We start from the raw sequence: 23,532 nt of genomic DNA on the forward strand, positions 1-23,532 counted from the left end.
GCCGGGTGTACACGTGTACACCGAACAGAATACGCAGATAATAAACAATACCGGGCAGCTAGACCTGTTCCCGCCTAATCATTTACACTAATCCGTCAAGCTATATTAGGCACGGACAAGCCACAAATCCTACTTCGTAAATCAGAAATCGTAAATCCTCCCCCTCTCCGGCCCTGGAAGGGACGGTTATCATAAGCGGGGTCAGTTCCGCGGGGGAACACCGCGGAAGGGGCCCCGCGGGTATGGCGTTCACGAGCGGCAGTTAGCAGAGCCGTGCGGTAGCCAAATCGGATATCAGGAATCGAGTATCGAGAATCGCACATCAAACTGCAACCGCCGAAGTATATAGCACTCGGCCCGTGACCTTTGGGCCTCGAGCGCAGTACCTCCACCCACTACCTCAGCAAACCACTGAGCTATACTAAGGTGTCAGCCATGAACTCAGTGGCCCTCCGCGCCTCAGTGGTGAAAATCACTCGGCCCGCGACCTTTGGGCTTCGAGCGCAGCCGCAAATCCTACTTCGTAAATCAGAAATCGTAAATCCTCCCCCCCTCCGGCCCTGGAAGGGACGGTTATCATAAGCGGGGTCAGTTCCGCGGGGGAACACCGCGGAAGGGGCCCCGCGGGTATGGCGTTCACGAGCGGCAGTTAGCAGAGCCGTGCGGTAGCCAAATCGGATATCAGGAATCGAGTATCGAGAATCGCACATCAAACTGCAACCGCCGAAGTATATAGCACTCGGCCCGTGACCTTTGGGCCTCGAGCGCAGTACCTCCACCCACTACCTCAGCAAACCACTGAGCTATACTAAGGTATCAGCCATAAACTCAGTGGCCCTCCGTGCCTCAGTGGTGAAAATCACTCGGCCCGAAGGGCCTCGACCTTTGTAGTGAGCTGCCCCGCCAATTCCACATTGTATCTGGTACATCGTAAATGGCAAATGCCCCTCGGGCCTGGAGGCCCTCCCCCCGTAAACTACTCGGCCCGAAGGGCCTCGACCTGACGAGCCTAGCGAGCTGCCCCGCAAATCCTATATCGTAAATGGTGTTTCCTAAACAAAAAAGCGGCCAGGATCCCCAAGGAATCCTGGCCGCTCAAGGTCGGGCGACGACGGAGTAATGGTTACTCGTAGCCGGGGTTCTGGCCCAGTACTTCGAAGCCCTGAAGGTCGATCTGACCCTGGGGGATCGGGTAGTACAGGTCCTGGGGGGCCCGGAACTCAGCACCGCCGAACTGTACGGGCAGGTACTGCTTTTCGTAGTTGATGTAGCCGTTCAGGAAGGATTCGGCACGGCCCCAGCGACGGAGGTCGAAGAAGCGGTGGCCTTCTCCCGAGAGCTCGAGCTTGCGCTCAAACTGCAGGATGTTGCGGGCGTTCTCCTGGCTGCCGAGGTCGTCGTAGAGGCTGATCTCGTAGTTGGCGGGAGAGTCGGCCAGCTCGGAGTTGGCGGCGCGCTCGCGAACCATGTTGATCAGTTCCAGGGCGCGGTCGAGGTTACCGAGTTCGATTTCGGCTTCGGCCAGCATCAGCAGAACGTCGGCGTAACGGATGATGATGTAGTTCACGGCGGGGTAACCGCGGGTCCAGCTGGTACCGTCGGAGAAGGTGTTCTCCTGGGCCTTGTAGTAGACGAACTTCTTGGGCGAGTAGGGACCGGCGTGGGCCTGGTCGCGGATCCAGTCGCGGCCGGGGAAGATGCCCCAGTCGAGGTAAGGGATGCCGCGGCGTCCGACGGAGTGGTCGAGACGGGGGTCTACGGGCTTGGTGTCTACCGTGAAAGGATCGGCGGAAGCGATACCGAAGTCAGTCTTCAGTTCCTCGCTGTCGGAGCGGTAGCTGCCGTCGAGGAGGGGCTTACCGTCTTCGGTGCGGAAGGAGTTCACCAAGTCGAAGCTGGGCTGGAAGAATCCACAGCAGTTGCCGGGTCCGCTGGAGCCGGTGTTGTGGGGGAAGTTCAGCGCGAAATCAGGGTTCGCATTGTTGGTCGTACCGGTGTTGGCGGCGGCCTGGATGGCGAAGATCGACTCCTTGTGGTTGTCAAACTCAGCGTTGAACACGTCGGCGTAGTTCTCCATCAGGCCTACGTCCTGACCGTTGGCGGTCTTGCCCTGGTTGACGACGTAGTCGAACATCTCCTTGGCCTGGGCCCACTTACCCTGGAAGAGGTAGGCTTTGCCGAGGTAAGCGGCGGCGGCCGTCTTGTTGGCGCGTCCGGCCTGGCTCTGGGTCTCGGGCAGGTTGTCGAAAGCGGCTTTGAAGTCCTCCTCGATGTGGGGCCACAGATCACTGGAGGGTACCAGTACGGCCTCCTCCGCAGTCAGGTCTTCGGTAATGTAGGGGGCGTTGTTGTAGGAGATTTCCAGCTGGAAGTAGTAGTGTCCGCGGAGGAAACGTCCTTCGCCGATGGCGCGGGTGCGGAAGGCATCGGTTACGGTGGGGTCTTCCGAGGTGTTGGCCACCTTCAGGGCGGCGTTCGAGCGGGCGATGCCCTCGTACATGGCCGACCAGCGGTCGCGGGGAACCTGGGAGGTGGGCGAGAGCTGGTACTCTACCACCTCGTTGATGGCAGTAAAGTCACCGGTTTCCGTACCCTTGTTGGCGTCGCCGCCCTGGATGGAACCGTGTACCCAGTTGGAGGCGCCACCGAACCAGTTGCCGCGGCCGCCCAGTTGTGAGTAGGCACCGATGAGGAGGCCGTCGATGCCGGCGGGGGTACTGAGTACGGACTCGTTAAGGGAGCCCGTGGGGGCCACTTCGAGGAAGTCCTCGGAGCAGCTGTTGAAACCCAGCCCCAGGGACGCTATCGCGGCTAGTATATAGGTGAGACGTTTAGTAGTCTGCATGATTTATTGTTGTAAAGTTGTGTTGATAGCTCCACCCGGAGGCTCCGGAGAGGATGCCCCCGGGTGGAGAATGGGGTTGGCTTAGAATCCGACGTGAACGCTCAGGTTGTAAGCACGGGTAACGGGGTAGTTGCCTACGTCAACACCGAACTTGGTGTCGGCGGCACCACCAACGGCGGGGTCGAGACCATCGTAACCGGAGATGGTGAAGACGTTATTGGCGGCCAGGGCCACGCGTACGTTCTGCAGGGCACCGCCGAAGGCGTTCTCCGAGAAGTTGTACCCCAGGGCGAGGTACTGCAGGCGCAGGTAGCTGCCGTTTTCGACGTAGTAGCTGTTCGACTGGGTCGAGGTGCTGAAGTTCGAGATGTTCTCGTAGATCGGCACGTCGGTGTCGGTGTTGGTCGGCGACCAGCTGTCGAGTACGCGGGTGGATACCGCGGCGCCTACGAAGGTGCCGTAGAAGTCGGTGAACCACTTGGAGTTGTTGTAGATCTCACCACCCAGCGAGGTGTAGAAGAAGCTGGTCAGGTCGAAGCCCTTGTAGTTCAGCTTCAGGTTCAGGCCACCGGTGAAATCGGGAACGGCGCTGCCGAGGAAGGTACGGTCGGCCTCGGTGATCTGCCCGTCGGGCATACCGGTGAGGTCGCCGTTCTCGTCGCGGCTGTTGTTGTCCTCGAAACGGAAGCGGCCGGGAGCAGCTCCTTCCTGGGTGGGGGCGCTGTTGACCTCCGACTCGCTCTGGAACAGGCCGAGCACCTTGTAGCCAAAGAAGGAAGACAGGGGCATGCCGACCTGGTTGCGGACGATGGTGCCCGAGATGCGGGTACCTCCTACGTCGAAGAAGTCAACGTCGTCGGTGAACTTGGTGATCTCGTTCTTAAGGAGGGCACCGTTGATGGTGGTCTCGATCGAGAAGTCGCTGCCAATCTTGGCGCGGTAGATGAGGGAGGCGTCAAGACCCTGGTTCAGCATGCTGCCGATGTTCACTACCGGGGGGGTAGCGCTGGGGCCGAGTACGTTGGGGATGGGCAGCTGTACCAGCAGGTCGTTGGTTTCCTTGCGCCACAGGTCGACGATGATGTCAAAGTTGCCACCGCCAAGGGTAGCGTCGAAGCCGATGTTGGAAGTCACCGAGGTTTCCCAGCGGGCGGTTTCCGTACCGATGCGGCTGCGGAAGAAGCCGGTTGCGGCCGAGGAGTTCGAACCGGTGATGTCGTAGCTCGAGGCACCCAGGCTGGTTCCGAACAGCGAGAAGCGGTTGTCGCCGGAAACGTTGTTGGAGTTACCCATCTGTCCCCATCCACCACGGATTTTCAGGTCAGCAAAGACGCTTTGGTTCTGCATGAAAGGCTCGCTCGTGACGCGCCAGGCGGCGGAAAGAGCGGGGAAGGTACCGTAGCGGTTCTCGGCACCGAAGCGGCTGGAGCCGTCGCGGCGCAGTACACCGGTTACGTAGTACTTGTCGTTCCAGTTGTAGTTCAGCTGGCTGAAGACCGAGAAGAAGCGGCTGCCGTTGGTAAAGTTCGAGAATACCTGGCGGCTCTCTACGTTGTTCAGCGAGATGAAGTCAACGCTCTGGCTGAAGGGGTTGATGCCCGATCCGCTGCTGTTGCGGAACTTGTCGGCTTCCAGCGCCTCGACGCCCACCAGCAGGTTCACGTTGTGGCCACCGAAGTCGCGCTCGTACTTGGCGGTGTTGGTCCAGATCCAGTCCGTACCGTAACCCTGGAACTCACCGTAGCCGAAGCTGGCGTTGTTCTCGGCGTTCTCGTAGGTCTGCCGGCTGTACCAGCGGCCGTTGTAGCCGATGTACTTGCCACCGAAGCTCGACCGCAGGGTCAGCTCCTCGATGGGGTCGAACTCGAGGTAAAGGTTACCGAAGGCAATGTTGTCGAAGTTCTGGTTGTTGGCCAGTCCGTCGCGGGCAGCCACCGGGTTGCGGGGGTTACCGAAGCCGGGGGCCTTGGTACCGGCGTAGCCACCGAACTCATCGTAAACGGGGATGAGGGGGTTGAGGCGGAAAGCCGAAAGAATTTCGTTCTCGTCGTCGGAGCTACCGGCACCGCCACCGTCGCCGGTCAGGCCGAGGGCCTTGCGGTGGGTGAACTGCAGGTTCTGTCCGAAGCGGACGCGGCTGCCGAGGTCAAACTCGGTGTTGATGCGCGAGGTGTAGCGCTCGTAGGTATTGTTCAGCAGGATACCCTCCTGGATCTGGGCACCCAGGCTGACGTAGTAGCGGGTGTTTTCCGTGGAACCGCTGAAACCCAGGGTGTGGCGGTTGGTCATCGCCGTGCGGGTGATGGCGTCGTACCAGTCGGTACCCTCCTTGTTGGCGCGGACCACCTGGTAAAGGGGGCCGGCGGCGGGGTTGATGTTGTACTTTTCACGCTCAGCCTCGAGGTCAACCGTTCCGCGAACACCACCGATGCTGCCCACCAGGATGTAGTCGGGCAGGACGGGGTTTTCACCGCTGCCGTACTGGGGGTGGTCAAAAACGGGCGTGGTGCCGTTAGCTGCCGCGGTGTTGCGGATGGCTTCCCAGGTCTTCATCGCGTCCTGCTCGGGCGTGAGGATGGGCTGACCCTTGCCGGGGTCGGTGAAACCGGTCAGTCCGTCGTAGGTCACCTTCAGGGGCGAAGGCTCGCGGGTGCCGCGCTTGGTCTGGATAACCACTACGCCGTTGGCGGCGCGGGCTCCGTAGATGGAGGCCGAGGCGGCGTCCTTCAGGATGGAGGTGTTCTGGATGTCGTCGGGCGACAGGAAGTTGATGTTGGTCTGGGGCACCCCGTCCACTACGTAGAGGGGGTTGTTGCCACCGAAGGATCCGAAACCGCGAACGCGGATGATCGACTCCGTACCGGGCTGACCGTTGGTGATTACGGTTACCCCGGCGGCGCGGCCCTGGAGCTGCTGTTCGACGTTGCCCGAAGGAACGGCGGTGAGCTCCTCGGTGCTTACCGTGGAGATGGCGCCCGTGGTCTGCCGCTTGCTGGTCACGGCGTAACCCGTAACCACGACTTCGTCGAGGGCTACCCCTTCGGACATAACCACGTCAACCACCGTCTGGCCGCTCAGGACCAGGGTTTGGGTTTCGTAGCCGGTGTAGGAGAAGACGAGTTCGGTGACGTTGGCCGGAACCGTGAGTGAGTACTTGCCGTCGAGGTCGGCTACGGTTCCTGCGGTAGTTCCCTTTGCCAGCACCGTCGCCCCCACGAGGGGGAATCCATCCGGATCGGTTATGGTTCCGGTCACGGTCGTTTGCCCGTAGATGGCTGCTGAGCACAGCAACGCCATCACAAGGCCTAATAGTTGTTTCATGATCGAGATTAAGTTAGTGAGTTCAAAAGGATTTGGGGAATCGCCACCGGGGCGGTTCTCAATCTTCTAATAAGGCGCTAACATACCAATTTTTAGATACAAGGCGCGGGGTGGAAAAAGTCCAATCGACGGCAATCTTACAGCTTCCGATAATCCGGGGGGGCTGCATCCTTGCTATCTTGGCCATTCCTCAACCTTACGCATGAAAGTTTTCGTTTCCCTTGTTCTGTTGTTCAGCCTGTTAGCGCTGTCCGGTTGTCGCGACGAATCATCGTCTGCCCTGTTCCAACGCATTGACCCCGCAAAAAGCGGCCTCACCTTCGCCAATCGGATCACCGAAAATGACACTTTTAACATTCTCGACTTCGAATACGTCTACAACGGCGGGGGCGTAGGCGCCGCCGACTTCAACGGCGACGGGCTTACCGACCTCTACTTCACCGGGAATACCACCGAAAACAAGCTGTTCCTCAACCTGGGCGACATGCGCTTTCAGGACGTGACCGAACTGGCCGGCGTTTCCGGGCGCGGACGCTGGTGCAGTGGAATCGCGGTGACCGACATCAACGCCGACGGTTTGCCCGACCTCTACGTCAGTGCCACCATCTACGAACCCGGCAGCCGAAGGGCCAACCTGCTTTACCTGAACGAGGGCAGCACCGTGAACGAGGACGGGCTTGCCATCCCCCAATTCCGGGAGGTGGCCGCCAGCTGTGGCATTGCCGACACCTCCCACACCACCCAGTCCGCCTTCTTCGATTACGACCGCGACGGCGACCTGGACCTCTACATCCTGGTGAACGAAATGGACAACCGGGCCCTACCCAACCGTTACCTGCCCAAGATCACCGACGGCAGCGGCCGCAAGAACGACAAGCTGTACCGCAACGATGGCCCCGGCCCCGACGGCCTCCCCCGCTTCACCGAAGTGGGCAAGGAAGCCGGCATCCTCAAGGAAGGCTTCGGACTGGGCGTCAGCGTCTGTGACATTAACGCCGACGGCTGGCCCGACCTCTACATCACCAACGACTACGTCAGCAATGACCTGCTGTGGATCAACAACCAGGACGGCACCTTCACGGACCGCGCCATGGAATACCTCAAGCACAGCAGCTACTCCGCCATGGGCAACGACGTGGCCGACCTGAATAACGACGGCCGCGATGACGTCTTCACCGTCGATATGTTCCCCGAGGACAACCTCCGGCGCAAGGCCATGATGCCCCCGAACAACTACAACGGCTATCTAAATAATCTCCGCTTCAACTACCTGCCGCAGTTCACCCGCAACGTACTGCAGCTCAACCAGCCGGTGAACGACACCTCCTTCATCCTCACCGAGGTGGGTATGATGGCCGGCATAGCCGCTACCGACTGGAGCTGGAGCCCCCTGGCCGCCGACGTCGACAACGATGGCGACCGCGACCTGCTTATCACGAACGGCTTCCCGCGTGACATCACCGACCGCGACTTTATGGACTACAACGTCCAGGTCAGCAACCTGGCAAGCCGGGAAACCCGCCTGGCCCAGATCCCCTCGGTCAAGATCCCCAACTACGCCTACGAGAACGACGGCAACGCCTTGCCCCACTTCACCAAGCGCGTAGCGGAATGGGGCTTCGACCACCCCTCGTTCAGCAACGGCGCGGTCTACGTTGACCTCGACAACGACGGTGACCTCGACTACGTGGTCAACAACATCAACGACAGCTGCTTCCTCTTCCGCAACGACCTGATCAACCTCGGAGGGCCGGCTTTCGCCGGCCACTGGCTGCAGCTGCAACTGCGGGGAGAAGGGCAGAACACCCAGGCCCTCGGTGCCCGGGTTACGGTAGTATCGGATTCCGCCACCCAGACAACCTACAACCATCCCGTGCGCGGCTTCCTCTCCAGCGTGGCCGACGTCCTCCACTTCGGCTTCCGCCCCGGCGACTCCCTGCAGATGGTGAGGGTCGACTGGCCGGACGGGGAGTCCTATATATATAAGGATGTAAGCTGGGACCAACGCGTCACCCTCGACAAGGCCGGCGGACAACCCGCTCCCCCCGCCGCGCGGCCCGCCCCCGCGGCCGCCCGGCTGGTGGCCGCCCCTGACCTGCTCCGGGGTTTTTCCGAACACCGCGACAGCCTTTTCATCGACTTCAACGTGCAGCCCCTGCTGCCCCACAAGCTCTCCGAGTACGGTCCTGGGCTGGCCGTGGCCGACGTCAACGGGGACGGGCTGGAGGACATCTACCGCTCCGGCTCCCACTTCTTCCACGGCGAACTGTTGCTGCAGGGCCGTAACGGAAAGGGTGAGCCTACCTTCACCGCGGCACCCGCGCTGCCCGAAGAGGCAGCGAATGAAAACCTGGGCGTACTTTTCTTCGACGCAGACGGTGACGGCGACCAGGACCTATACCTCGTGAGCGGGGGCAGTGAGTTCGCCGTGAACCGTCCGGAACTGCTGGACCAGCTCCTGCTCAACGACGGACAGGGACGCTTCACCCCCCACCCCGCGGGCCTGCCCGGGCTGCAGTCGAGTGGATCCTGCGTCCGCGCGGCGGACGTTGACCGCGACGGGGACCTGGACCTTTTCGTGGGCGGTCGCCTCAACCCCGGCCGCTTCCCCGAGGCCGTGGACAGCTACCTACTGATCAACGACGGCCGGGGTTCCTTTGCACCCGCGTCCCCGCCCGCCTTTACCGCACTCGGACTGGTCACCGACGCCCTCTGGACCGACTACAACGCCGACGGATGGGTAGACCTGCTCATTGCCGGACAGGGCATGGGGCTCCGGCTGTTCGAAAACCAGAAAGGCACCCTCCGGGAGAATAGCCCGGCCGCTTTTGCCGACCACGTAGGCTGGTGGAACGGACTGGCCGCGGCAGACTTCGACCGCGACGGTGACCTGGACTACGCCGCCGGGAACTTCGGTGCCAACCACCTTTACGGCGGGAGCGGTAGCGACTTTGTAGGACTGTACGGCGGCGACCTGGACGGCAACGGCGGCTACGACGTGCTCGTTTCGGACTACGTTCTGGCCGAGGACGGTACCTACCGGGAGTTCCCCCACCACCAGCGGACGGATACCGAAAAGCAACTCATCAGCGTCAAACGCCGCTATCCCCGCCACGAGGATTTCGGCCGGGCCACCATCGAGGACGTGCTCTCCGGCTACCCGGAAGCAAAGATCACCGCCCTGCGGTCCAACTACCTCCGCTCGGCCTGGATCGAGAACCTGGGCGACGGCAACTTTGCCTTTCACGAACTGCCGCGGGCGGCCCAGGTGGCCCCCCTCTTCGGCATGCAGGCCCTGGACGTCAACGCCGACGGCCATCCGGACCTGGTGGCCATCGGCAACGATTACGGTACCGAAACCGGCATGGGGATGCTGAACGCCCTGAACGGGCTGGTGCTGCTGTTCGACCCCGGCAGCCGAACATTCATTCCGGCCGCCGAGCGTGACTTCCACGTGCCGGGGAACGGCCGCAGCCTCACGGTGGTGAACGTCAATGGTGCCCCCACCCTCGTGGCCTCCGAAAACCAGGGCCCGACCACCGCCTACCGGCTCGCTCAGGCAGGACAGCTGGTGCGGGTGCCGGCCGATGCCCAGCGGGTCACCTACACCGTGAACGGGAAGCCCAGCCTGACGGAGGTATACTACGGAAGCGGCTACCTGAGCCAGCGCAGCCGCGACATCTGGCTGCCCGCCGGAGCCACGGATATCCAGGTGCACACCTTCAAGGGAGCCACCGCGCAACCCAGCCGGTAGGAAACTACTCCATCGGCACCTCGATGGCCAGAATGCGGGCGCCCTGGGTACCTGCGTCCACGGTGAACCCATCCGCTTCCGTGACGCCCAGCGCGTCCCGTCGATTCAGCGTTTGGCCGTTGACGGTGGCACTGCCTTCGAGCACGAAGAGGTAAACGCCGTTCCCGGACCGGTTCAGGGTATACTCCGTGGTGGTGCCGGCGGCGAACCGGCCGATGCTGAACCAGGCGTCCTGGTGCATCCACACGGCCCCCGGCTGCGGTTCGGGCGTGACTACGGGATGCCAGCGACCATCCTCGGCACCCGTATCCAGCGTTTCCTGGTCGTAGCGCGGCTCTACGTTCCGTTCCCGGGGGAACACCCAGATCTGGAGGAATTTGACGGGGCGGTCCGGATTCCGGTTCTTCTCGGAGTGCACCACGCCGGTTCCGGCGCTCATCACCTGGACATCGCCTTCCCGAATGACGGTGGTGTTCCCCATACTGTCCTGGTGCTCCAGGTCGCCCTCCAGGGGGATGGAGACGATTTCCATATTGTCGTGGGGGTGGCTACCGAAGCCCCGCCCTCCGGCTACTTCATCGTCGTTGAGGACGCGCAGGGCGCCAAACTGCATCCGCTCGGGATTGTAGTAGCGGGCGAAACTGAACGAATGGTGGGTGGAGAGCCAGCCGTGGTTGGCGTAGCCCCGGGAAGCGGCGGGATGATAGATCGTCTTCATGATGTTGCGTGTATGTACATTAATTACGGGTGTATAACAATGTCTCCCGCGGATTAGTTGCCGTTAGTTCCGGCCGGCGGGTTGATCTTTCGCCGGCCTTTGCGCTACCTTCGCCGGCATGGATCAGCTCATCGTACACCACGCCATTGTCCACGAACTGAAAAAGCAGCCCGAAATGGCCGAGGCCGATCTGCTGCTCAGCGAGGAGGCCCTTCCCATTACCGAGCAGGCCATCGATTTGATCGGTCGCCTGGACGAAACCTTCGAGCGAAAAACGGACCTGTTGCAGGGCTACCTGGTGGAGCCGGACGAGGGTTTGTTCCCCGCCTACTACCAGAACTGGCTGGAGGAGGGCCGGGGGCGGGCGCCCTTCATCGCCTTCAGCCAGAACGCCATGGCGGTGCTGAAGGACAACCTCCAGGGGGTGACCGGAGCCAAGGGGGGCTACCTCCTCTTCGCCGACTACACCATGGATGAGCACCGCATGCTCGGCATCTACATGATCCGGAACACCGAGGGACTGCTGTTCGTGGAAGACGAGGGCCACGCGCGCCTGAAGCTGCAGACCACGGCCTACCTCGACATTCAGAACATGGCCATGGCCGCCCGCCTGTTGGCCGGCAAGGGGCGCAATGTCCAGATGATCCGCCACGCCCGCACCCAGAGCGCCATCAGCCAGTACTTTACCGACTGGGTAGGAATCGACCGGCCGGAAACCAGCGCGGAACTGACCCAGAGCTTCCTGGAGATGGTGGACGAGCTCCCCGTCCCGAAGGACCGTGAAACCGGTTTCGCCATGAACGAGGGTGACTTTGAGAAAGCCCTGGTGAAGTACGCCTCCAAGGCGCCCCAGCACACCATTCGGGTACAGGACTTCGACGAGCATTTCTACGGCAACGAGAAACCCCTGCAGGAGATGCTGGCCGAGAGTGGCAGCTCCCTGGATGAGGGCTTCCGCGTCGACCGCAAGGCCCTGCGCAATCGCTTCTACCTGCGGGCCGGCGTGGGAGGCATCAGCCTGACCTGCACCAAGGACCATTTCCGCAACGGGCAGGTGCACGTGGACGAAGTAAGCGGCAAGATCACCATCAACAGCGAGGAGCTGGCCAGCCTGCTGCTGGACCAGTACGGGGAGTAAGCGCGGAAAAACGGGGCCCAACGAACATCTACCGCCCGGGGATTGGTTGTAGGGATACACTACTGTACACCAGCAACCAAAACCTACTATCGTTATGGCAACGTCCGATCCAACCACCAGCAAGTCAACTGAATCCACCACCGGCAGCGGAGAAAACCTCCCGGCCCAGAACAGCCCTTCCGGCAAGCAGGAACAGGCTGACGCCCTGATCAGAAAGTACGCCCTCTTCGGCACGGCCGCCGGACTGATCCCGAGTTTCGGATTGGACGTGATCGCCCTGACCGCCATCCAGGTGAAGATGATCAAGGACCTGGCCGAGATCTACGAGTACGACGTCGACGATCAGCTGATCCGGATGACCATTACCACCGGCATCACCTCCCTGGGCGGGCGGCTGCTCACCAGCGTAGCCACCAGCATCACCCGTGCCTTCACCCCCCTGAAGTTCCTCATCGGCGGCGCTACCCAGGCGGCCCTGAGCGGTTTCCTCACCGCCGAGATCGGCAAAATCTACCAGGCCCGACTGATGAGCGGCGAAAACCCGGCCGACGTGACGGTCAGCGAGATCGTCAACCACGTAGTGGCCCAGGTACAGCAGGGAGAATGGAACCCCACCAAGGTAGCCGGCTTCCGCGGAAACTTCGGTTACCTACTCAACAAGTAATTCCCTTCCCCCAAAAAGGGAAAAGCGTAAAAGCCCCGCGGCCACTGGTGCCGCGGGGCTTTTCGTTTAGAAGTTGTAGTTGATGCCGCTGCGGATCTCGTAGGGGGCGTCGTTGAGCCGCTCCCGCTGGCTGACGCGGAACAGGATGAGGATCTCGAAGCCCGTGGAGCCCACTCCCCCACCCTGGCTCAGGCCGGCCCCCAGGAAGGGAATGGCGCGGGTGATCCGGCGGTCGGCAATGTTCCCGGTGCCGGGGTCCTGGTAAAATTCTTTCTCACTCAGCAGGCTGTACTCGGCGTGGGCGAAGAAACCCCGGTAGATCTTGGCCCGGGTGAACAGTCCCGCCGCCCAGGTGAGCGATTTGTCCCGGAAATCGGAGCCGTTGAACCCCCCGTCGTAGCGGAAGGCATTGTAGATAAGGCTGACCCGCGGGCCCACGCTCAGGAAGTTGTTCACCTTGTAGCCGGCCATGGGTGCCACGCCGATGCGGAAGGAGCTCGAGTAGCTGTTGGCCTGGAAGCCGATGGTGGCACCCGCGCCGTACCAGATGTCCCCACCCTGGTTCTCCTGTACCCGCCGGGCGTTGCCGCCGTAGCTCAGGTCGTCCCGCGCCTGGTCTTCCCGGGTCTGGGCGTGGGCGAAATCGGACAGCAGGAACAGGGAAAGGAGCAGGAGAAAGCTAGCGCGCATGGTAATCGGGGTTGAGGGGTAAAGATAATAGGGCGGCGAGGCAATTGACCGGCTTATCCACCTCGGGGTGGTAGTTTAGCCATATGACGGACCGAAAGCAGACGGGCGAGCGGGGGGAAGCGTTGGCGCAGCGCTACCTGCTCGACCACGGTTACACCGTGGAGGCCCGCAACTACCGTTACCGGCGCACCGAAATCGACATCATCGCCCGCCGCGACGGCATCCTGGTATTCGTGGAGGTGAAGACCCGCAGCTCCCTGGCCTTCGGCCACCCCAGTACCTTCTTCAAGCCCGAACAGCAGCGGAGGATCAGCCGGGCCGCCTCGATGTATATGGAGGAAGTGAATTACGAATGGGAAATCCGTTTCGACCTCATCGCCATTCTGTACCGTTCCCCCACCGACTACCAGCTCACCCATTACGAGGATGTCTTTTTCCCCGGCCTGTTCTGATCACAGCCCCCTGCCCTTCAGGTCGAGGTAGCGGCGGATTACGGCACCGGTCAGTTCGCCGGGCTGGGTCAGGACCACGTGCACGCCGTTGCGGCGCAGCCGCAGCGCCATCAGTTCCCGCTCCTGCAGGTGGTGGCGGGCCGCGGATTTCCGGTATACGGCCGCCGCGTCCGGGGTGGGCTCCTCCAGCAAAGCGGCAATTTCCGGGTTCTCGAACAGTACAACTACCAGGGCGTGGTCGCGCCCCATCCGCCGCAGTACCGGCAGCACCCGGTCCAGGGCGTAGTTGCTCTCGAAGTTGGTGAACAGGACGACCATGCTCCGCGCGGGCAGGTAGTGGCGGGTGGCCCGGTACAGCAGTTCGTAGTCGCTCTCCCCCTCCTGCTCCCGCTGCCGGTAGAGGAGTTGCAGGGCGCGCCGCAGTTGATCGGGGCGATTGTCGGCGGCCAGGTAATCGCCAGGCTGATCGGAGAAGCAGAGCAGGCCCGCCCGATCGCCGCGCTGGAGGACAATGTTGGTCAGGGCGAGGGAGGCGTTCACGGCGTGGTCCAGCAGGCTGAGCCCCCCGAAGGGCAGGAGCATGGTCCGCCCCTTGTCCAGGAAACAATAGATGCGCTGCGCCTGCTCGGTGGCGTAGGAATTCACCATCAGCCCGCCGCGGCGGGCGGTAGCCTTCCAGTTTACCGTCCGCCGGTCGTCACCCGGTACGTAAGCCCTGATTTGGTCGAACTCGTAACTCCGGGTCTCCGGCCGGGGCCGCCGCCGGCCGGTAAAAGATACGGGTGCAGCGGCGTGGAAGGCAAACCGCCGAAGCTGGACGAGGCTCGGATAAACGGCAATCCGTTGCTCCTGCGGCACCCGCCGCCGCCACTCCACCAGTCCCCAGTCGTCGGACAGGAAGAGGTTGACGCTACCGAAGATGTATTCCCCCCGGGTGGTCGGCCGAACGGTGTAGGCAGCCGTGACGTCCTCCCCCGCCGCCACCCGCAGGGACAAGCGGTGGTCACGCAACTGCAGCTGGACGGGCCACTCATCGATGACGAGGAGGTGGAGGGCCATGGCACTTGTGTTGCTCAGGTCCAGCTCAACCGGCAGGGGGTCACCCAGGGAAAGTACCCGCGGCGGCCGACGCACCGCGCTCACCCCCGCCGCAGCCCGCCGGAGCCGCCAGCCGTTGGCGAGGGTGGTTCCGACCAGGACCGCCAGACTGGCTACCGCTACCCAGTACAGGGGTGGATAACGGAATCCAAGGGCAGAAACCACCACTACCCCTGCCAGCCACCAGAAGAAGCGCTGCCCCAGGTAGGCATCGGCCAGCGGCCAGCGGAAAAGTAGGAAATGGCGGTTCACGGTGTGAAAGCTAAACTAAATTCGCCGCAGGGGGCGTTCCCATTTCACAATTGCCGCGCTTGAAGTCATCCACCCTCATCATCCTGTTGCTCAGTCTGGTCTTTACCAGTTGTAATTCCTTCCGTCCGGTCAGCTCCGTCCGCAACCCATCACGTGCGGGCAAGACGACCGCCACCGCCGAACGCAGCCGGCCCCGTCCCGCTCCGCGGGAAGCCACCGTGCCCCCGCGCCGCAGCAAACCGGCTCCCGCCCGCAAGCCCGCTGCACCTGCAGCGGAAGAAGGCACCACGGGATTGATCCGTAACAGCCTGGTGTCCCACGCCGAGCAATACCTGGGCCTCCGCTACAAATACGGCGGCAATACCCCGGGGGAAGGCTTCGACTGTTCGGGCTTCGTGAAGTACCTCTACAACGATGAGGGGATCAGCATCCACCGCGTTTCCCGCGACCAGGCCCGCCAGGGAAAGGAAATCGACCCCGAGGAGGCGCAACCCGGTGACCTGGTGTTCTTCCGGCGGGGGCCCAACCAGCCCGTCTTTCACGTTTCCATGATCGTCGAGGCCGGCCCGGAAGAGCTCTGGGTGATCCACCCCACCACCAGCCGGGGGGTCATTCGGGAAAACATCCTGGCCTCCTCCTACTGGCGGCCCAAGATTTCGGCCGTCAAAACCTTCATGCGCTAGTGCTTGCGCCCATCGGGGATGTCGGGGGTGGGATCCTTGGCATTGATTGAGGTCTTGTTGCCGTAGCCCCGCCGCAGTTCCCGCGCCCGCAGCGGCATGCTGTCGATGAGGCGCAGCAGGACGGACACCGGGGTGACCTGGTTCTTGGCGCGAAATTTTTCCGACCCGTCCAGCCCCACCAGGGCCAGTTCCAGCTGGTAGGGTTCGGCCCCGAAGTAATCGTAGAAGTACTCCGAGCTGCTTTCCGGCATGAACAGCCCGGTGTTCTCGTGGTCGCCCTGGGGGGTGGCCATCAGCACCACCACGTCGCGCTCCCGCAATTCTTCCGAGGCGTCGGCCAGCAGGGCCCGCTGCTTCAGGAACAGGGGGTCGTCCAGATCGGGGGCAAAGAGTACGAGTACCCGGGAGGTCCAGCGGTATTCTGGCAGGCTCTGGGCGGTGACGGACAACGAAAGAAAAAACAGTAAACAAAGGGCAAGTAACGGCTTCATACCCTTGGAACACAGTCGGTTAGTCCGGTGTTCCGGCGATGGCCACCATGAGGGCCCGGAAGGATTCCGGGGTATTATACAGGGCATCCTGGTAAGTGGTGGCGCGCAGGCGCAGGTTCCAGGGGCGGTCGTCGCGTAGTTCCAGTTCCACGGTGACGTTGCCGAACTTCTGGTCGAGTTCGCCCCGCCCCGGGGGGCCATCCAGCCGCTGCTGCCGGGTGCGTGGCTTGAGGTAGTGCCGCTCCTGGGTTTCTACCCAGTTTTCCCGGCTGTAGATCCGGCGGTCGCTGATCTGGGTGCGGTAGTTCAGCTGCTGGATCCTCTCCTTCAGGTAGTGGAAGAAGTGGCCGATCTCCTCCCGCGAGTAGTGGGTTTCGCTGAAGTGGATGACGAAGCCCTTGCTGCTCGGGGTCTCCAGGAAACTGATGGCCCGGTCGGTGGGTCGATCGGTCTGGAAGAGGGCGTACTGGTCGGTGAGCCAGTCGAAGAGCCGCCGGCGGGCCAGGGTCTTCTTCCAGTGGTCATACTGCCGCAGCTCGTCGGCGTCGCGCTTTATCATTTCGTGGACGGCGGGTTCGGTGGGGGAGCTGTTCTCCGCCGCATCGAAGAGGGCGCTTATTCGTTGCCAGAAGTTGGCCATCGGTTTCGGTTTTTGGGGGTCAGTTCGCCGCGGTACTTCAGCTCCCGCTCCTCGGTGTAGCCGAACTCGGCGTGGGGCAGCAGGCGGTTCAGGGTCTTGGTCACCAGCAGCAGACGGTCGGCGCGCAGGCTGAAATCGTAAACGTCACCGTCCCGGGTATAAAAGTAAAGGGTACCGCTGCGCATCAGGTTGAGTCCGAAGGGCATCCGTTGGGTCACCATACCGTACACCCACACGATACGCCGGGGGTGTTCCCGCAGGTCGCGGCGCAATGCTTCCAGCGGCTGCTCGCTCAGCAGGCGGTACAGCCAGTACAAACCCAGGCTGGCGGCCAGCGCCCCCACGAAGGGCAGGCCCACGCTGTAGGGAATGCTGAGCAAACACAGCAGCAGGCCAACCGTTATTACGCCCAGGGCGGTGAGCTGCTTGGTGCGGTGCTCACGCTCCACACTCCGCCAGAGGGGTTCCAGCCCCGGATGCCGCAGTATTCGCTCTTTGGACTGCATAATTAAGTATAGGTAAATACCAGGGATGTGGTTTACCCGCCGTCCGTGATTTTCTTTGCGTACTTAAACATGCCACGGCGGCCAAACGCTTTATAGTGGCAGTAACCGACCCATGAGCCCCAGGATTAACCCACCGTATGCCCCACGACAGTTCCGTACAATCCTATGCCTGCGTGATCGTCCTCTCACCCGAGGGTCGGATTCAGGCGATCAGCGATAATCCACCCACGGGTTTGGGCGCGGACGCGGGTGCCCTGATCGGTGAACCCGCCAGTCGCCTGTTTTCGGAGGCTACCCTGCAACGGATCAACGCGACCAAGACCAACGGGGCGCCCCACCCCATCCCCCTCACGGCCGGGGAGCCGGTCGACTGGAACGGATGGCAGTGCCTGCCGCGGCGACGGCCCCAGGGATTGCTGCTGGAGATTGAGCCCCGGTCGGCCGACAGGAGCCAGGTCTTCGTCCCGGAACTTACCCTGCGCGACTTCAACGACGCCATCGAAGCCACCACTACGACCCAGCAGTTGTTGCAAACGGTCTGCAATCGCCTGGGCACCCTGTTCGGCTTTGGCCGGGCGGTGGTGTTCGAGGTCGACCAGGAGGCCAACGGTTTCGTGAGCACCGAATACAATGACGGGTCCTTCCCCCTCCTCCACGGTGTCCACTACCGGCCGGAAGATTTTGCCGATACCGGCCACGACCTCTACGCTACGGAATCCGTGCTGAACGTCATCACTCAGCCGGGAGGGCCGGTCCGCATGATCGGCGATGTCGGGGGGTTTGAGGACGTCATTCGCCAGTGTATCGGCTGCCGGCTGCCCCACCCCCTGATCTACGCCTTCATGGAGGAGCTGGAGATCAAGACCATACTCAGCCTGGCGCTCTACAACCACGGTGAGCTCTGGGGTTTCATTTTTGGTCACGCCCACGACACCATCCACCTGGACTACCAACTGCGGACCTTCATCCATCTCGTGGGCAGCCTGACCAGTCAGGCGCTCACCTACCGGGAATCCGACCAGGCCCACCGCCACTGGTTGGCCTCCGATCACCTGCGGGCCCGGATGCGGGAGAACATCGCCCGGGCGACAACCGTGGTGGAGGGCTTGCAACAGGCCGACCCTTCCCTGCTCGATGTAGTGCCCAATACCGGCGGCGCGGCCATCCTGCTGGAAAACCAGTTCGTTACCCTGGGGGCCACCCCCACCGCCGAGCAGGTGCTCGACCTCCTGGCCTGGGCGGGGAAGGTGGTCGACAGCCAGGCGATCTACACCCACGCCCACCTGGAAGCCGTCTACCCCCCCGCCGCCAACTTTACCGATACCGCGTCGGGCATCATGCTTGTCCCGCTGAATACCCGGTGTACGGACTGGATCGCCTGGTTCCGCCCCGAATTTGTCGAAGAGGTAACCTACGGAAGCCTCAACCCGGAAGCCCAACCCGATGAAGGTTCCCGGTTTCAGCTCACCGCCGAGGTGCGCCGGGGGTATTCCCTGCCCTGGACGGCGGTCGACCTGGATGCTGCCCGCAACCTGCAGTCGTACATCCGCGACGTGGTCATGGAAAAGTACAGCCAGCTCAGCCGGGTCAACCACCAACTGCAAATGGCCTACGAGGAGATGCAGTCCTTCAGCTACACCGTGAGCCATGACCTGCGCGCACCGCTACGGGGCATCGACGGCTTCGCGGAAATCTTCATCGAAGACTACGGCGCCAAGATCGACGCCCAGGGGCAGGCCCTGATCCACACCATCCAGCAGAACGCCGCCCGGATGAACCAGTACATCGCCGATATCCTGGAGCTCAGCCGCGTAGGCCGGACCAGGCTAACCGTAGAGAACTGCTCCGTGTACGACCTGGTGCGGACCACCATGGAAGCCCTCAACGCCGACCAGCCCGCGCCGGTGGAGGTGAACCTGGAGGAAAACATGCCGCTCATCCGCGGCGATGCTCAGTTGCTCGGAGTAGTGTTCCACCACCTGCTCTCCAACGCCATCAAGTACAGCCCCTCCACCCGGCCGCCGGAAATCACCGTGGGCTTCCGGCGCAGCAATGAATTCGGGGACGGAGAATTCTTCGTCGCCGACAAGGGCATCGGCATCCCCCCCCTCCACCAGGACCGGGTATTCGGCATGTTCAACCGCCTGGTCACCCAACACGACTACGCGGGCCACGGCGTCGGGCTGGCCATCGTGCGCAGCATCATCATTCGTCACGGAGGGCAAATTCGCATTGAAAGTCAGGTCGGGCGGGGCGCTACCTTCCTTTTTTACACCGACCCACACGAATTGCGGGAGATTAAAACCAACTGAAAATACCTGCGTTATACAAGACGTTCGTTTATTGCTGTTCCTACAGTTATTTGTTATAACCCCTGCGATTGCGCTACCCCGTATTACGATGTATACCAATCAAATTTTACTTGCCGAAGACGATACTACGGACGCCGAATTCTTTCGGCGGGCCCTCAGCCGCCTGGACTCCCCTCCCGAGCTGGTCTGGTGCAAGAACGGCGTAGAGGCCCTGGAGGGGTTGGCCACCTACAGTGAAACCGCCAGCCTGCCCCGGTTGGCCATCCTCGATATCAAGATGCCGGGCATGAGCGGACTGGAAGTCCTGGAAAAGCTCAAAAGCGACGCCCGTACGAAAGACATGCCCGTCATTATCATGTCCAGCAGCGATGAGCCCCAGGACATTGCGCGGGCCTACGATTACGGCGCCAATGGTTACCTGGTCAAGCCCAGCCGCTTTCAGGATCTCCGCGAACTGGTAGGTTCCATCAACTACTTCTGGATCAAGACCAACCGCCTCCGGCCGGCCTCCTCCTAGTTCGGCCGCTTTCCCTTTTTGATCTGCTGTAAGGTCGGATGACTATGCGACAGCTTACATCACGTCGAATCACATAGTTCCCCGAATAGATTTGTATAATGGCTTTACCCCCGGCAGCAGAACTTTCCCTATGCAAGTAAACCAAGACCCCGTAGCCCAGCAGTTGCGGGAACTGTACCCTTTCAAGGTCGATCTAGAAAACTGCGACCAGGAGCCCATACGATTCATTCAGGCCGTTCAGGCCCACGCCTGCCTGGTGGCGGTCGACCTGGATACCCTGACGGTCCGTTTTGCCAGTGAAAATACCCTGCAGCACATGGGCCGGAACTGGGAGTCCATCCTGGATCGCCCCGTCCAGGAGGTCTTCAGCTTTGAGGTGACCGCCCAGATTCCGGTTGGCCTCAACCGGGAGGATGGCTTTGAAACCCTCAATCCCATCCAGGCCTTCTTCACCATCGGTGCCGAGCGGGTATTGAAAAATGTTGTCATTAACCGTTCGGGAGATTACCTGCTGATCGAGGTCGAAGCCGCCTCCCAGTTCCTCCACGCCTCCCGCTACCAGCAATTGCTCTCACGGGCCATCACCAAGATCCAGCGCCTGCGGGAGTACGACAACCTGTTCCGGGAGACGGCCGCCGTACTGCGGCAGGTTACCGGCTACGACCGGGTGATGATCTACCGCTTCGACGGGGAGTACAACGGGGAAGTCATCGCCGAATCCCGGGAAGACCACCTCGAGCCCTTCGAAGGCCTGCGCTACCCCCATACCGATATACCCAAGCAGGCGCGGGAGCTCTACCTGAAGAACCGCGTACGCCTCATCAGCGACACCACCGCCCCGCCCTCCCCCCTGCGCCGCAGCGAACAGGCGGGCGACCGCCACCTCGACCTCAGTGCCGCCGGTTGCCGGGGCGTATCTCCCATTCACCTGGAATACCTGGGCTACATGGGCGTGAGCAACTCCCTGAGCGTGGCCATCGTCCAGGAAGGAAAGCTGTGGGGGCTATTTGCCATGCACCACTATTCCCCGCGTTTCGTCGACGTCAGCATCCGCAATATGCTGCTCTTCGTGGGGCAGATCTTCAGTGGCCACCTCTCGTTGCAGATGGCCAACCGCTACCGCCAGGAGAGCCTGAACCGCAACCTGGCCCGCCTGGCCATCGGGGAGATGATCACCAAGACCCGGGACATCTTCGAGGGACTCACCGTCGGCACCCACAACATCCTGAACATGTTCCAGGGGACCAGCGGGGCCAGCATCCAGTTCGACGGCCGCTTCCAGGCCTACCGCACCGCGCCCCCCCAGGAGATGGTGAACGAGCTGATCGAGTGGAGCCGGCAGCAGAACGAACTGGAGAACAACCTGATCTTCCACCACAACCGGATCGCCCGGGAGTTCCCCGAATTTGACCCCTACCGCGATACCGCGGCCGGCGTGATGATCGTCTTCCTGAACGCCGAACTAACGGACTGGATCGCCTGGTTCCGCCCCAGCATCCCCCAGATCATCAACTGGGCCGGAAAACCGGAAAAAGAAGTCATCGAATCCGGTTCGGGTACCCGGCGGCTCGGCCCGCGAAAGAGTTTTGCCCGCTACGTGGAAACCGTAGAAGGCTTCAGTTCCCCCTGGACCAAGGAGGAAATCGATCTGGCGCTCTCCCTGCGCATCACGGTCATCAACAGCCTCATGCAACGGTACTCCGAGGTCAAGCAGGTCAATGAGCAGTTGCGCAAGGCCCTGGAAGACCTGGAAACCTTCAGCTACACCGTGAGCCACGACCTGCGGGCACCGCTGCGGGCCATCAATGGCTACACGGAAATCCTGGCCGAGGACTACGGCCCCCAGCTCGACGAGGACGCCCACCAGATCATCCGCAAGATCCACAGCGGCGTGGAGCAGATGAACAACTTCATCACCGACATCCTAGAACTGAGCCGGGTAGGCAGCGGGGGCATCCGGCTGGATGAAGTGCAGATCGCCCCCCTGGCCGCCGAGGTTGTCTCGGAGCTACGGGGCATCTATCCCCGGGCCGACCACATCGCCATCGAGATGAGCAAGCAGATGCCTCCGGTGAGTGCCGACCGGCGCCTCCTGCGGCAACTTTACCTGAACCTGATTTCCAATGCCTTCAAGTACATGGAAGCCGACGCTTCCGGCAGACTGGCCCTGGAAATCGGTGCCCACCCTCCGGAAAGCGGCAAGCCCACCACCTATTACGTGAGCAACACCGGTCCGGCCATCCCGGAAGAGTACACCCAAACCATTTTCGAGATGTTCAGCCGCCTGTCTTCCACTTCCCACACCGAAGGTACGGGCGTGGGCCTGGCCATCGTGGACCGTATCATCCAGCGCCACAACGGCAAGGTGTGGGTAACCAACGACCGGCTTGGCGTCACCTTCAACTTTCACCTGGGTTCGGAGAACGCATCCTGATGTCGGACCTCACTCCACCCCCGGCTGCGAAGACGCGCGGCAGCAGTCCCCTACCCCCGCCCCCGGGGGAGAGCTACATCTTGTACGCCGAAGACAACCTGACGGACGCCACCTTCTTCATCCGGGCCCTTTCCCGCTGCGCACCGGCCACCAGCTGCACCCACCTGGAAAATGGCAGCCTGGCCCAGCGATTCCTGGAACAGTGCGTAGCCGGCGGACAGCAGTTGCCGCAGTTGATCGTGCTGGACATCAAGATGCCGGGGCTGAGTGGACTGGATCTGCTGGAGTACATCCGCGCCACGCCCCGGCTGTCGCGGCTGCCGGTCGTCATCCTGAGCGCCTCGGCCGAGCGCCGCGACCTTAATCGGGCCTACGATCACGACATCAACGCCTACCTCACCAAACCGAATCGCTACCGCGACCTGCATGAACTGGTGAAGGTGATGGTCACTTTCTGGATCGACCACAACCGGGTTCCGGCATGAGCACCTCCCCCGCTATCCTTACCGCCCTGCGCCACGCCACCCGCGCGGACCACCAGGCCCTGGAAGAGGTGTCGCTGGGCAACAAAATCATGGACGGCAGCCTGTCCGCCCCGGAATACCGCCGCCTGATCGACTGGCAACGGCGCAGTCACCTCGTGCTGGAACCCCAGGTAGCGGGCTTTCAGGATGGGAACTACGGCTATCGGCCCCGTTTCCTGGCACCCGCCGCCCCGGGCCAAACCCAGGTGGACCGCGCCGGGGCCGTGGGCATCCTCTACGTACTGGAAGGAGCGAGTCTGGGCGGGAGCCTGATCTACCGTAAACTCCAGTCCAACCCGGCGCTGGCCGGCCAAGGCCCCTTTACCTTCTACCGCGACCAGGCCGACTGGGGGCTGCAGCAGTGGCGTGCGTTCGTAAATTTCCTGGGACGTTCACCCTTTTCGCCCGCCGACATTGCCCGGGCTACCGCCGCCGCCCGGGAGGCGTTTGCCACCTTCCGGCGGGAATGGACGCGGGTGCCGTAGCTTTGCGG

Annotated in this window: 18 protein-coding genes; 10 read left to right on the forward strand and 8 right to left on the reverse strand. The window is 62.1% G+C overall.

Annotation, left to right across the window (positions count from 1 at the left end; all coding sequences use genetic code 11):
* Positions 1 to 1,123: 1,123 nt before the first annotated feature.
* Positions 1,124 to 2,845 (reverse strand): RagB/SusD family nutrient uptake outer membrane protein, encoded by a 1,722-nt coding sequence (locus tag CGL56_RS15150; RefSeq protein WP_099107425.1) that lies wholly within the window; start codon positions 2,843 to 2,845, stop codon positions 1,124 to 1,126.
* 81 nt (positions 2,846 to 2,926) lie between these two features.
* A complete protein-coding gene (locus CGL56_RS15155) occupies positions 2,927 to 6,166 on the reverse strand; it encodes a SusC/RagA family TonB-linked outer membrane protein (RefSeq protein ID WP_209280350.1) in 3,240 nt (1,079 codons plus the stop codon).
* 202 nt (positions 6,167 to 6,368) lie between these two features.
* Here CGL56_RS15155 and CGL56_RS15160 point away from each other — a divergent pair, with 202 nt between their 5' ends.
* On the forward strand, positions 6,369 to 9,920 hold the full coding sequence (locus tag CGL56_RS15160; protein WP_099107427.1) for a VCBS repeat-containing protein: 3,552 nt from the start codon (positions 6,369 to 6,371) through the stop codon (positions 9,918 to 9,920).
* A 4-nt stretch (positions 9,921 to 9,924) separates the two neighbouring features.
* On the opposite strand, the gene CGL56_RS15165 is transcribed toward CGL56_RS15160, so the two are convergent.
* Complete coding sequence (locus tag CGL56_RS15165) at positions 9,925 to 10,638, reverse strand: pirin family protein (protein WP_099107428.1); 714 nt, start codon at positions 10,636 to 10,638, stop codon at positions 9,925 to 9,927.
* A 118-nt stretch (positions 10,639 to 10,756) separates the two neighbouring features.
* On the opposite strand from CGL56_RS15165, the gene CGL56_RS15170 reads away from it, so the two are divergent.
* Entirely contained in the window at positions 10,757 to 11,776 is a 1,020-nt protein-coding gene (locus CGL56_RS15170; RefSeq protein WP_099107429.1) for a nucleoid-associated protein, read from the forward strand.
* A gap of 94 nt (positions 11,777 to 11,870) precedes the next feature.
* Positions 11,871 to 12,440 carry a DUF697 domain-containing protein gene (locus CGL56_RS15175; RefSeq protein ID WP_099107430.1) on the forward strand — a complete coding sequence of 190 codons (570 nt, stop codon included), beginning with the start codon at positions 11,871 to 11,873 and terminating at the stop codon, positions 12,438 to 12,440.
* Positions 12,441 to 12,506: 66 nt separating this feature from the next.
* Here the strand turns inward: CGL56_RS15175 and CGL56_RS15180 are convergent, their stop codons facing one another.
* Positions 12,507 to 13,130 (reverse strand): hypothetical protein, encoded by a 624-nt coding sequence (locus CGL56_RS15180; RefSeq protein ID WP_099107431.1) that lies wholly within the window; start codon positions 13,128 to 13,130, stop codon positions 12,507 to 12,509.
* Between the two features lie 83 nt (positions 13,131 to 13,213).
* Between CGL56_RS15180 and CGL56_RS15185 the strand changes: the two genes are divergently transcribed.
* A complete protein-coding gene (locus CGL56_RS15185) occupies positions 13,214 to 13,582 on the forward strand; it encodes a YraN family protein (RefSeq protein WP_099107432.1) in 369 nt (122 codons plus the stop codon).
* Here CGL56_RS15185 and CGL56_RS15190 read toward each other — a convergent pair whose 3' ends face one another.
* Positions 13,583 to 14,932 carry a DUF58 domain-containing protein gene (locus CGL56_RS15190; RefSeq protein WP_099107433.1) on the reverse strand — a complete coding sequence of 450 codons (1,350 nt, stop codon included), beginning with the start codon at positions 14,930 to 14,932 and terminating at the stop codon, positions 13,583 to 13,585. It abuts the gene before it with no gap.
* A 59-nt stretch (positions 14,933 to 14,991) separates the two neighbouring features.
* On the opposite strand from CGL56_RS15190, the gene CGL56_RS15195 reads away from it, so the two are divergent.
* Complete coding sequence (locus CGL56_RS15195; RefSeq protein ID WP_167641626.1) at positions 14,992 to 15,615, forward strand: C40 family peptidase; 624 nt, start codon at positions 14,992 to 14,994, stop codon at positions 15,613 to 15,615.
* On the opposite strand, the gene CGL56_RS15200 is transcribed toward CGL56_RS15195, so the two are convergent.
* Genes CGL56_RS15200 through CGL56_RS15210 form a run of 3 tightly spaced genes read right to left on the reverse strand, consistent with a single transcriptional unit; the run spans position 15,612 to position 17,252 of the window.
* Positions 15,612 to 16,106, reverse strand: coding sequence for a DUF4174 domain-containing protein (locus tag CGL56_RS15200; protein WP_187305584.1), 495 nt, complete (start codon positions 16,104 to 16,106; stop codon positions 15,612 to 15,614). The genes CGL56_RS15195 and CGL56_RS15200 overlap by 4 nt on opposite strands.
* Positions 16,107 to 16,125: 19 nt before the next feature.
* A complete protein-coding gene (locus CGL56_RS15205; RefSeq protein WP_099107436.1) occupies positions 16,126 to 16,746 on the reverse strand; it encodes a hypothetical protein in 621 nt (206 codons plus the stop codon).
* On the reverse strand, positions 16,722 to 17,252 hold the full coding sequence (locus CGL56_RS15210) for a hypothetical protein (RefSeq protein WP_099107437.1): 531 nt from the start codon (positions 17,250 to 17,252) through the stop codon (positions 16,722 to 16,724). The genes CGL56_RS15205 and CGL56_RS15210 overlap by 25 nt, the downstream gene beginning before the upstream one ends.
* A 137-nt stretch (positions 17,253 to 17,389) precedes the next feature.
* Here CGL56_RS15210 and CGL56_RS15215 point away from each other — a divergent pair, with 137 nt between their 5' ends.
* The 5 genes from CGL56_RS15215 (at position 17,390) to CGL56_RS15235 (ending at position 23,524) form a co-directional block, all read left to right on the forward strand.
* Complete coding sequence (locus CGL56_RS15215) at positions 17,390 to 19,564, forward strand: ATP-binding protein (RefSeq protein WP_099107438.1); 2,175 nt, start codon at positions 17,390 to 17,392, stop codon at positions 19,562 to 19,564.
* An 88-nt stretch (positions 19,565 to 19,652) separates the two neighbouring features.
* Positions 19,653 to 20,081 carry a response regulator gene (locus CGL56_RS15220; RefSeq protein WP_099107439.1) on the forward strand — a complete coding sequence of 143 codons (429 nt, stop codon included), beginning with the start codon at positions 19,653 to 19,655 and terminating at the stop codon, positions 20,079 to 20,081.
* Positions 20,082 to 20,211: 130 nt separating this feature from the next.
* Positions 20,212 to 22,515, forward strand: a complete 2,304-nt coding sequence (locus CGL56_RS15225) for an ATP-binding protein (RefSeq protein ID WP_099107440.1) — start codon at positions 20,212 to 20,214, stop codon at positions 22,513 to 22,515.
* A complete protein-coding gene (locus CGL56_RS15230) occupies positions 22,515 to 23,000 on the forward strand; it encodes a response regulator (RefSeq protein WP_099107441.1) in 486 nt (161 codons plus the stop codon). The genes CGL56_RS15225 and CGL56_RS15230 overlap by 1 nt, the downstream gene beginning before the upstream one ends.
* Positions 22,997 to 23,524, forward strand: coding sequence for a biliverdin-producing heme oxygenase (locus tag CGL56_RS15235; RefSeq protein ID WP_099107442.1), 528 nt, complete (start codon positions 22,997 to 22,999; stop codon positions 23,522 to 23,524). Before CGL56_RS15230 ends, CGL56_RS15235 begins: the two co-directional genes overlap by 4 nt.
* Positions 23,525 to 23,532 lie beyond the last annotated feature (8 nt).

This window comes from Neolewinella marina (genome assembly GCF_002631205.1).
In the GTDB taxonomy this organism is placed as follows: domain Bacteria; phylum Bacteroidota; class Bacteroidia; order Chitinophagales; family Saprospiraceae; genus Neolewinella; species Neolewinella marina.

Excerpts from the sequence above, each read along its gene's own strand:
- CGL56_RS15150 (WP_099107425.1), bottom strand. The coding sequence starts at position 2,845 with ATGCAGACTACTAAACGTCTCACCTATATACTAGCCGCGATAGCGTCC.
- CGL56_RS15155 (WP_209280350.1), bottom strand. The coding sequence starts at position 6,166 with ATGAAACAACTATTAGGCCTTGTGATGGCGTTGCTGTGCTCAGCAGCC.
- CGL56_RS15160 (WP_099107427.1), top strand. The coding sequence starts at position 6,369 with ATGAAAGTTTTCGTTTCCCTTGTTCTGTTGTTCAGCCTGTTAGCGCTG.
- CGL56_RS15165 (WP_099107428.1), bottom strand. The coding sequence starts at position 10,638 with ATGAAGACGATCTATCATCCCGCCGCTTCCCGGGGCTACGCCAACCAC.
- CGL56_RS15170 (WP_099107429.1), top strand. The coding sequence starts at position 10,757 with ATGGATCAGCTCATCGTACACCACGCCATTGTCCACGAACTGAAAAAG.
- CGL56_RS15175 (WP_099107430.1), top strand. The coding sequence starts at position 11,871 with ATGGCAACGTCCGATCCAACCACCAGCAAGTCAACTGAATCCACCACC.
- CGL56_RS15180 (WP_099107431.1), bottom strand. The coding sequence starts at position 13,130 with ATGCGCGCTAGCTTTCTCCTGCTCCTTTCCCTGTTCCTGCTGTCCGAT.
- CGL56_RS15185 (WP_099107432.1), top strand. The coding sequence starts at position 13,214 with ATGACGGACCGAAAGCAGACGGGCGAGCGGGGGGAAGCGTTGGCGCAG.
- CGL56_RS15200 (WP_187305584.1), bottom strand. The coding sequence starts at position 16,106 with ATGAAGCCGTTACTTGCCCTTTGTTTACTGTTTTTTCTTTCGTTGTCC.
- CGL56_RS15205 (WP_099107436.1), bottom strand. The coding sequence starts at position 16,746 with ATGGCCAACTTCTGGCAACGAATAAGCGCCCTCTTCGATGCGGCGGAG.
- CGL56_RS15210 (WP_099107437.1), bottom strand. The coding sequence starts at position 17,252 with ATGCAGTCCAAAGAGCGAATACTGCGGCATCCGGGGCTGGAACCCCTC.
- CGL56_RS15215 (WP_099107438.1), top strand. The coding sequence starts at position 17,390 with ATGCCCCACGACAGTTCCGTACAATCCTATGCCTGCGTGATCGTCCTC.
- CGL56_RS15220 (WP_099107439.1), top strand. The coding sequence starts at position 19,653 with ATGTATACCAATCAAATTTTACTTGCCGAAGACGATACTACGGACGCC.
- CGL56_RS15225 (WP_099107440.1), top strand. The coding sequence starts at position 20,212 with ATGCAAGTAAACCAAGACCCCGTAGCCCAGCAGTTGCGGGAACTGTAC.
- CGL56_RS15230 (WP_099107441.1), top strand. The coding sequence starts at position 22,515 with ATGTCGGACCTCACTCCACCCCCGGCTGCGAAGACGCGCGGCAGCAGT.
- CGL56_RS15235 (WP_099107442.1), top strand. The coding sequence starts at position 22,997 with ATGAGCACCTCCCCCGCTATCCTTACCGCCCTGCGCCACGCCACCCGC.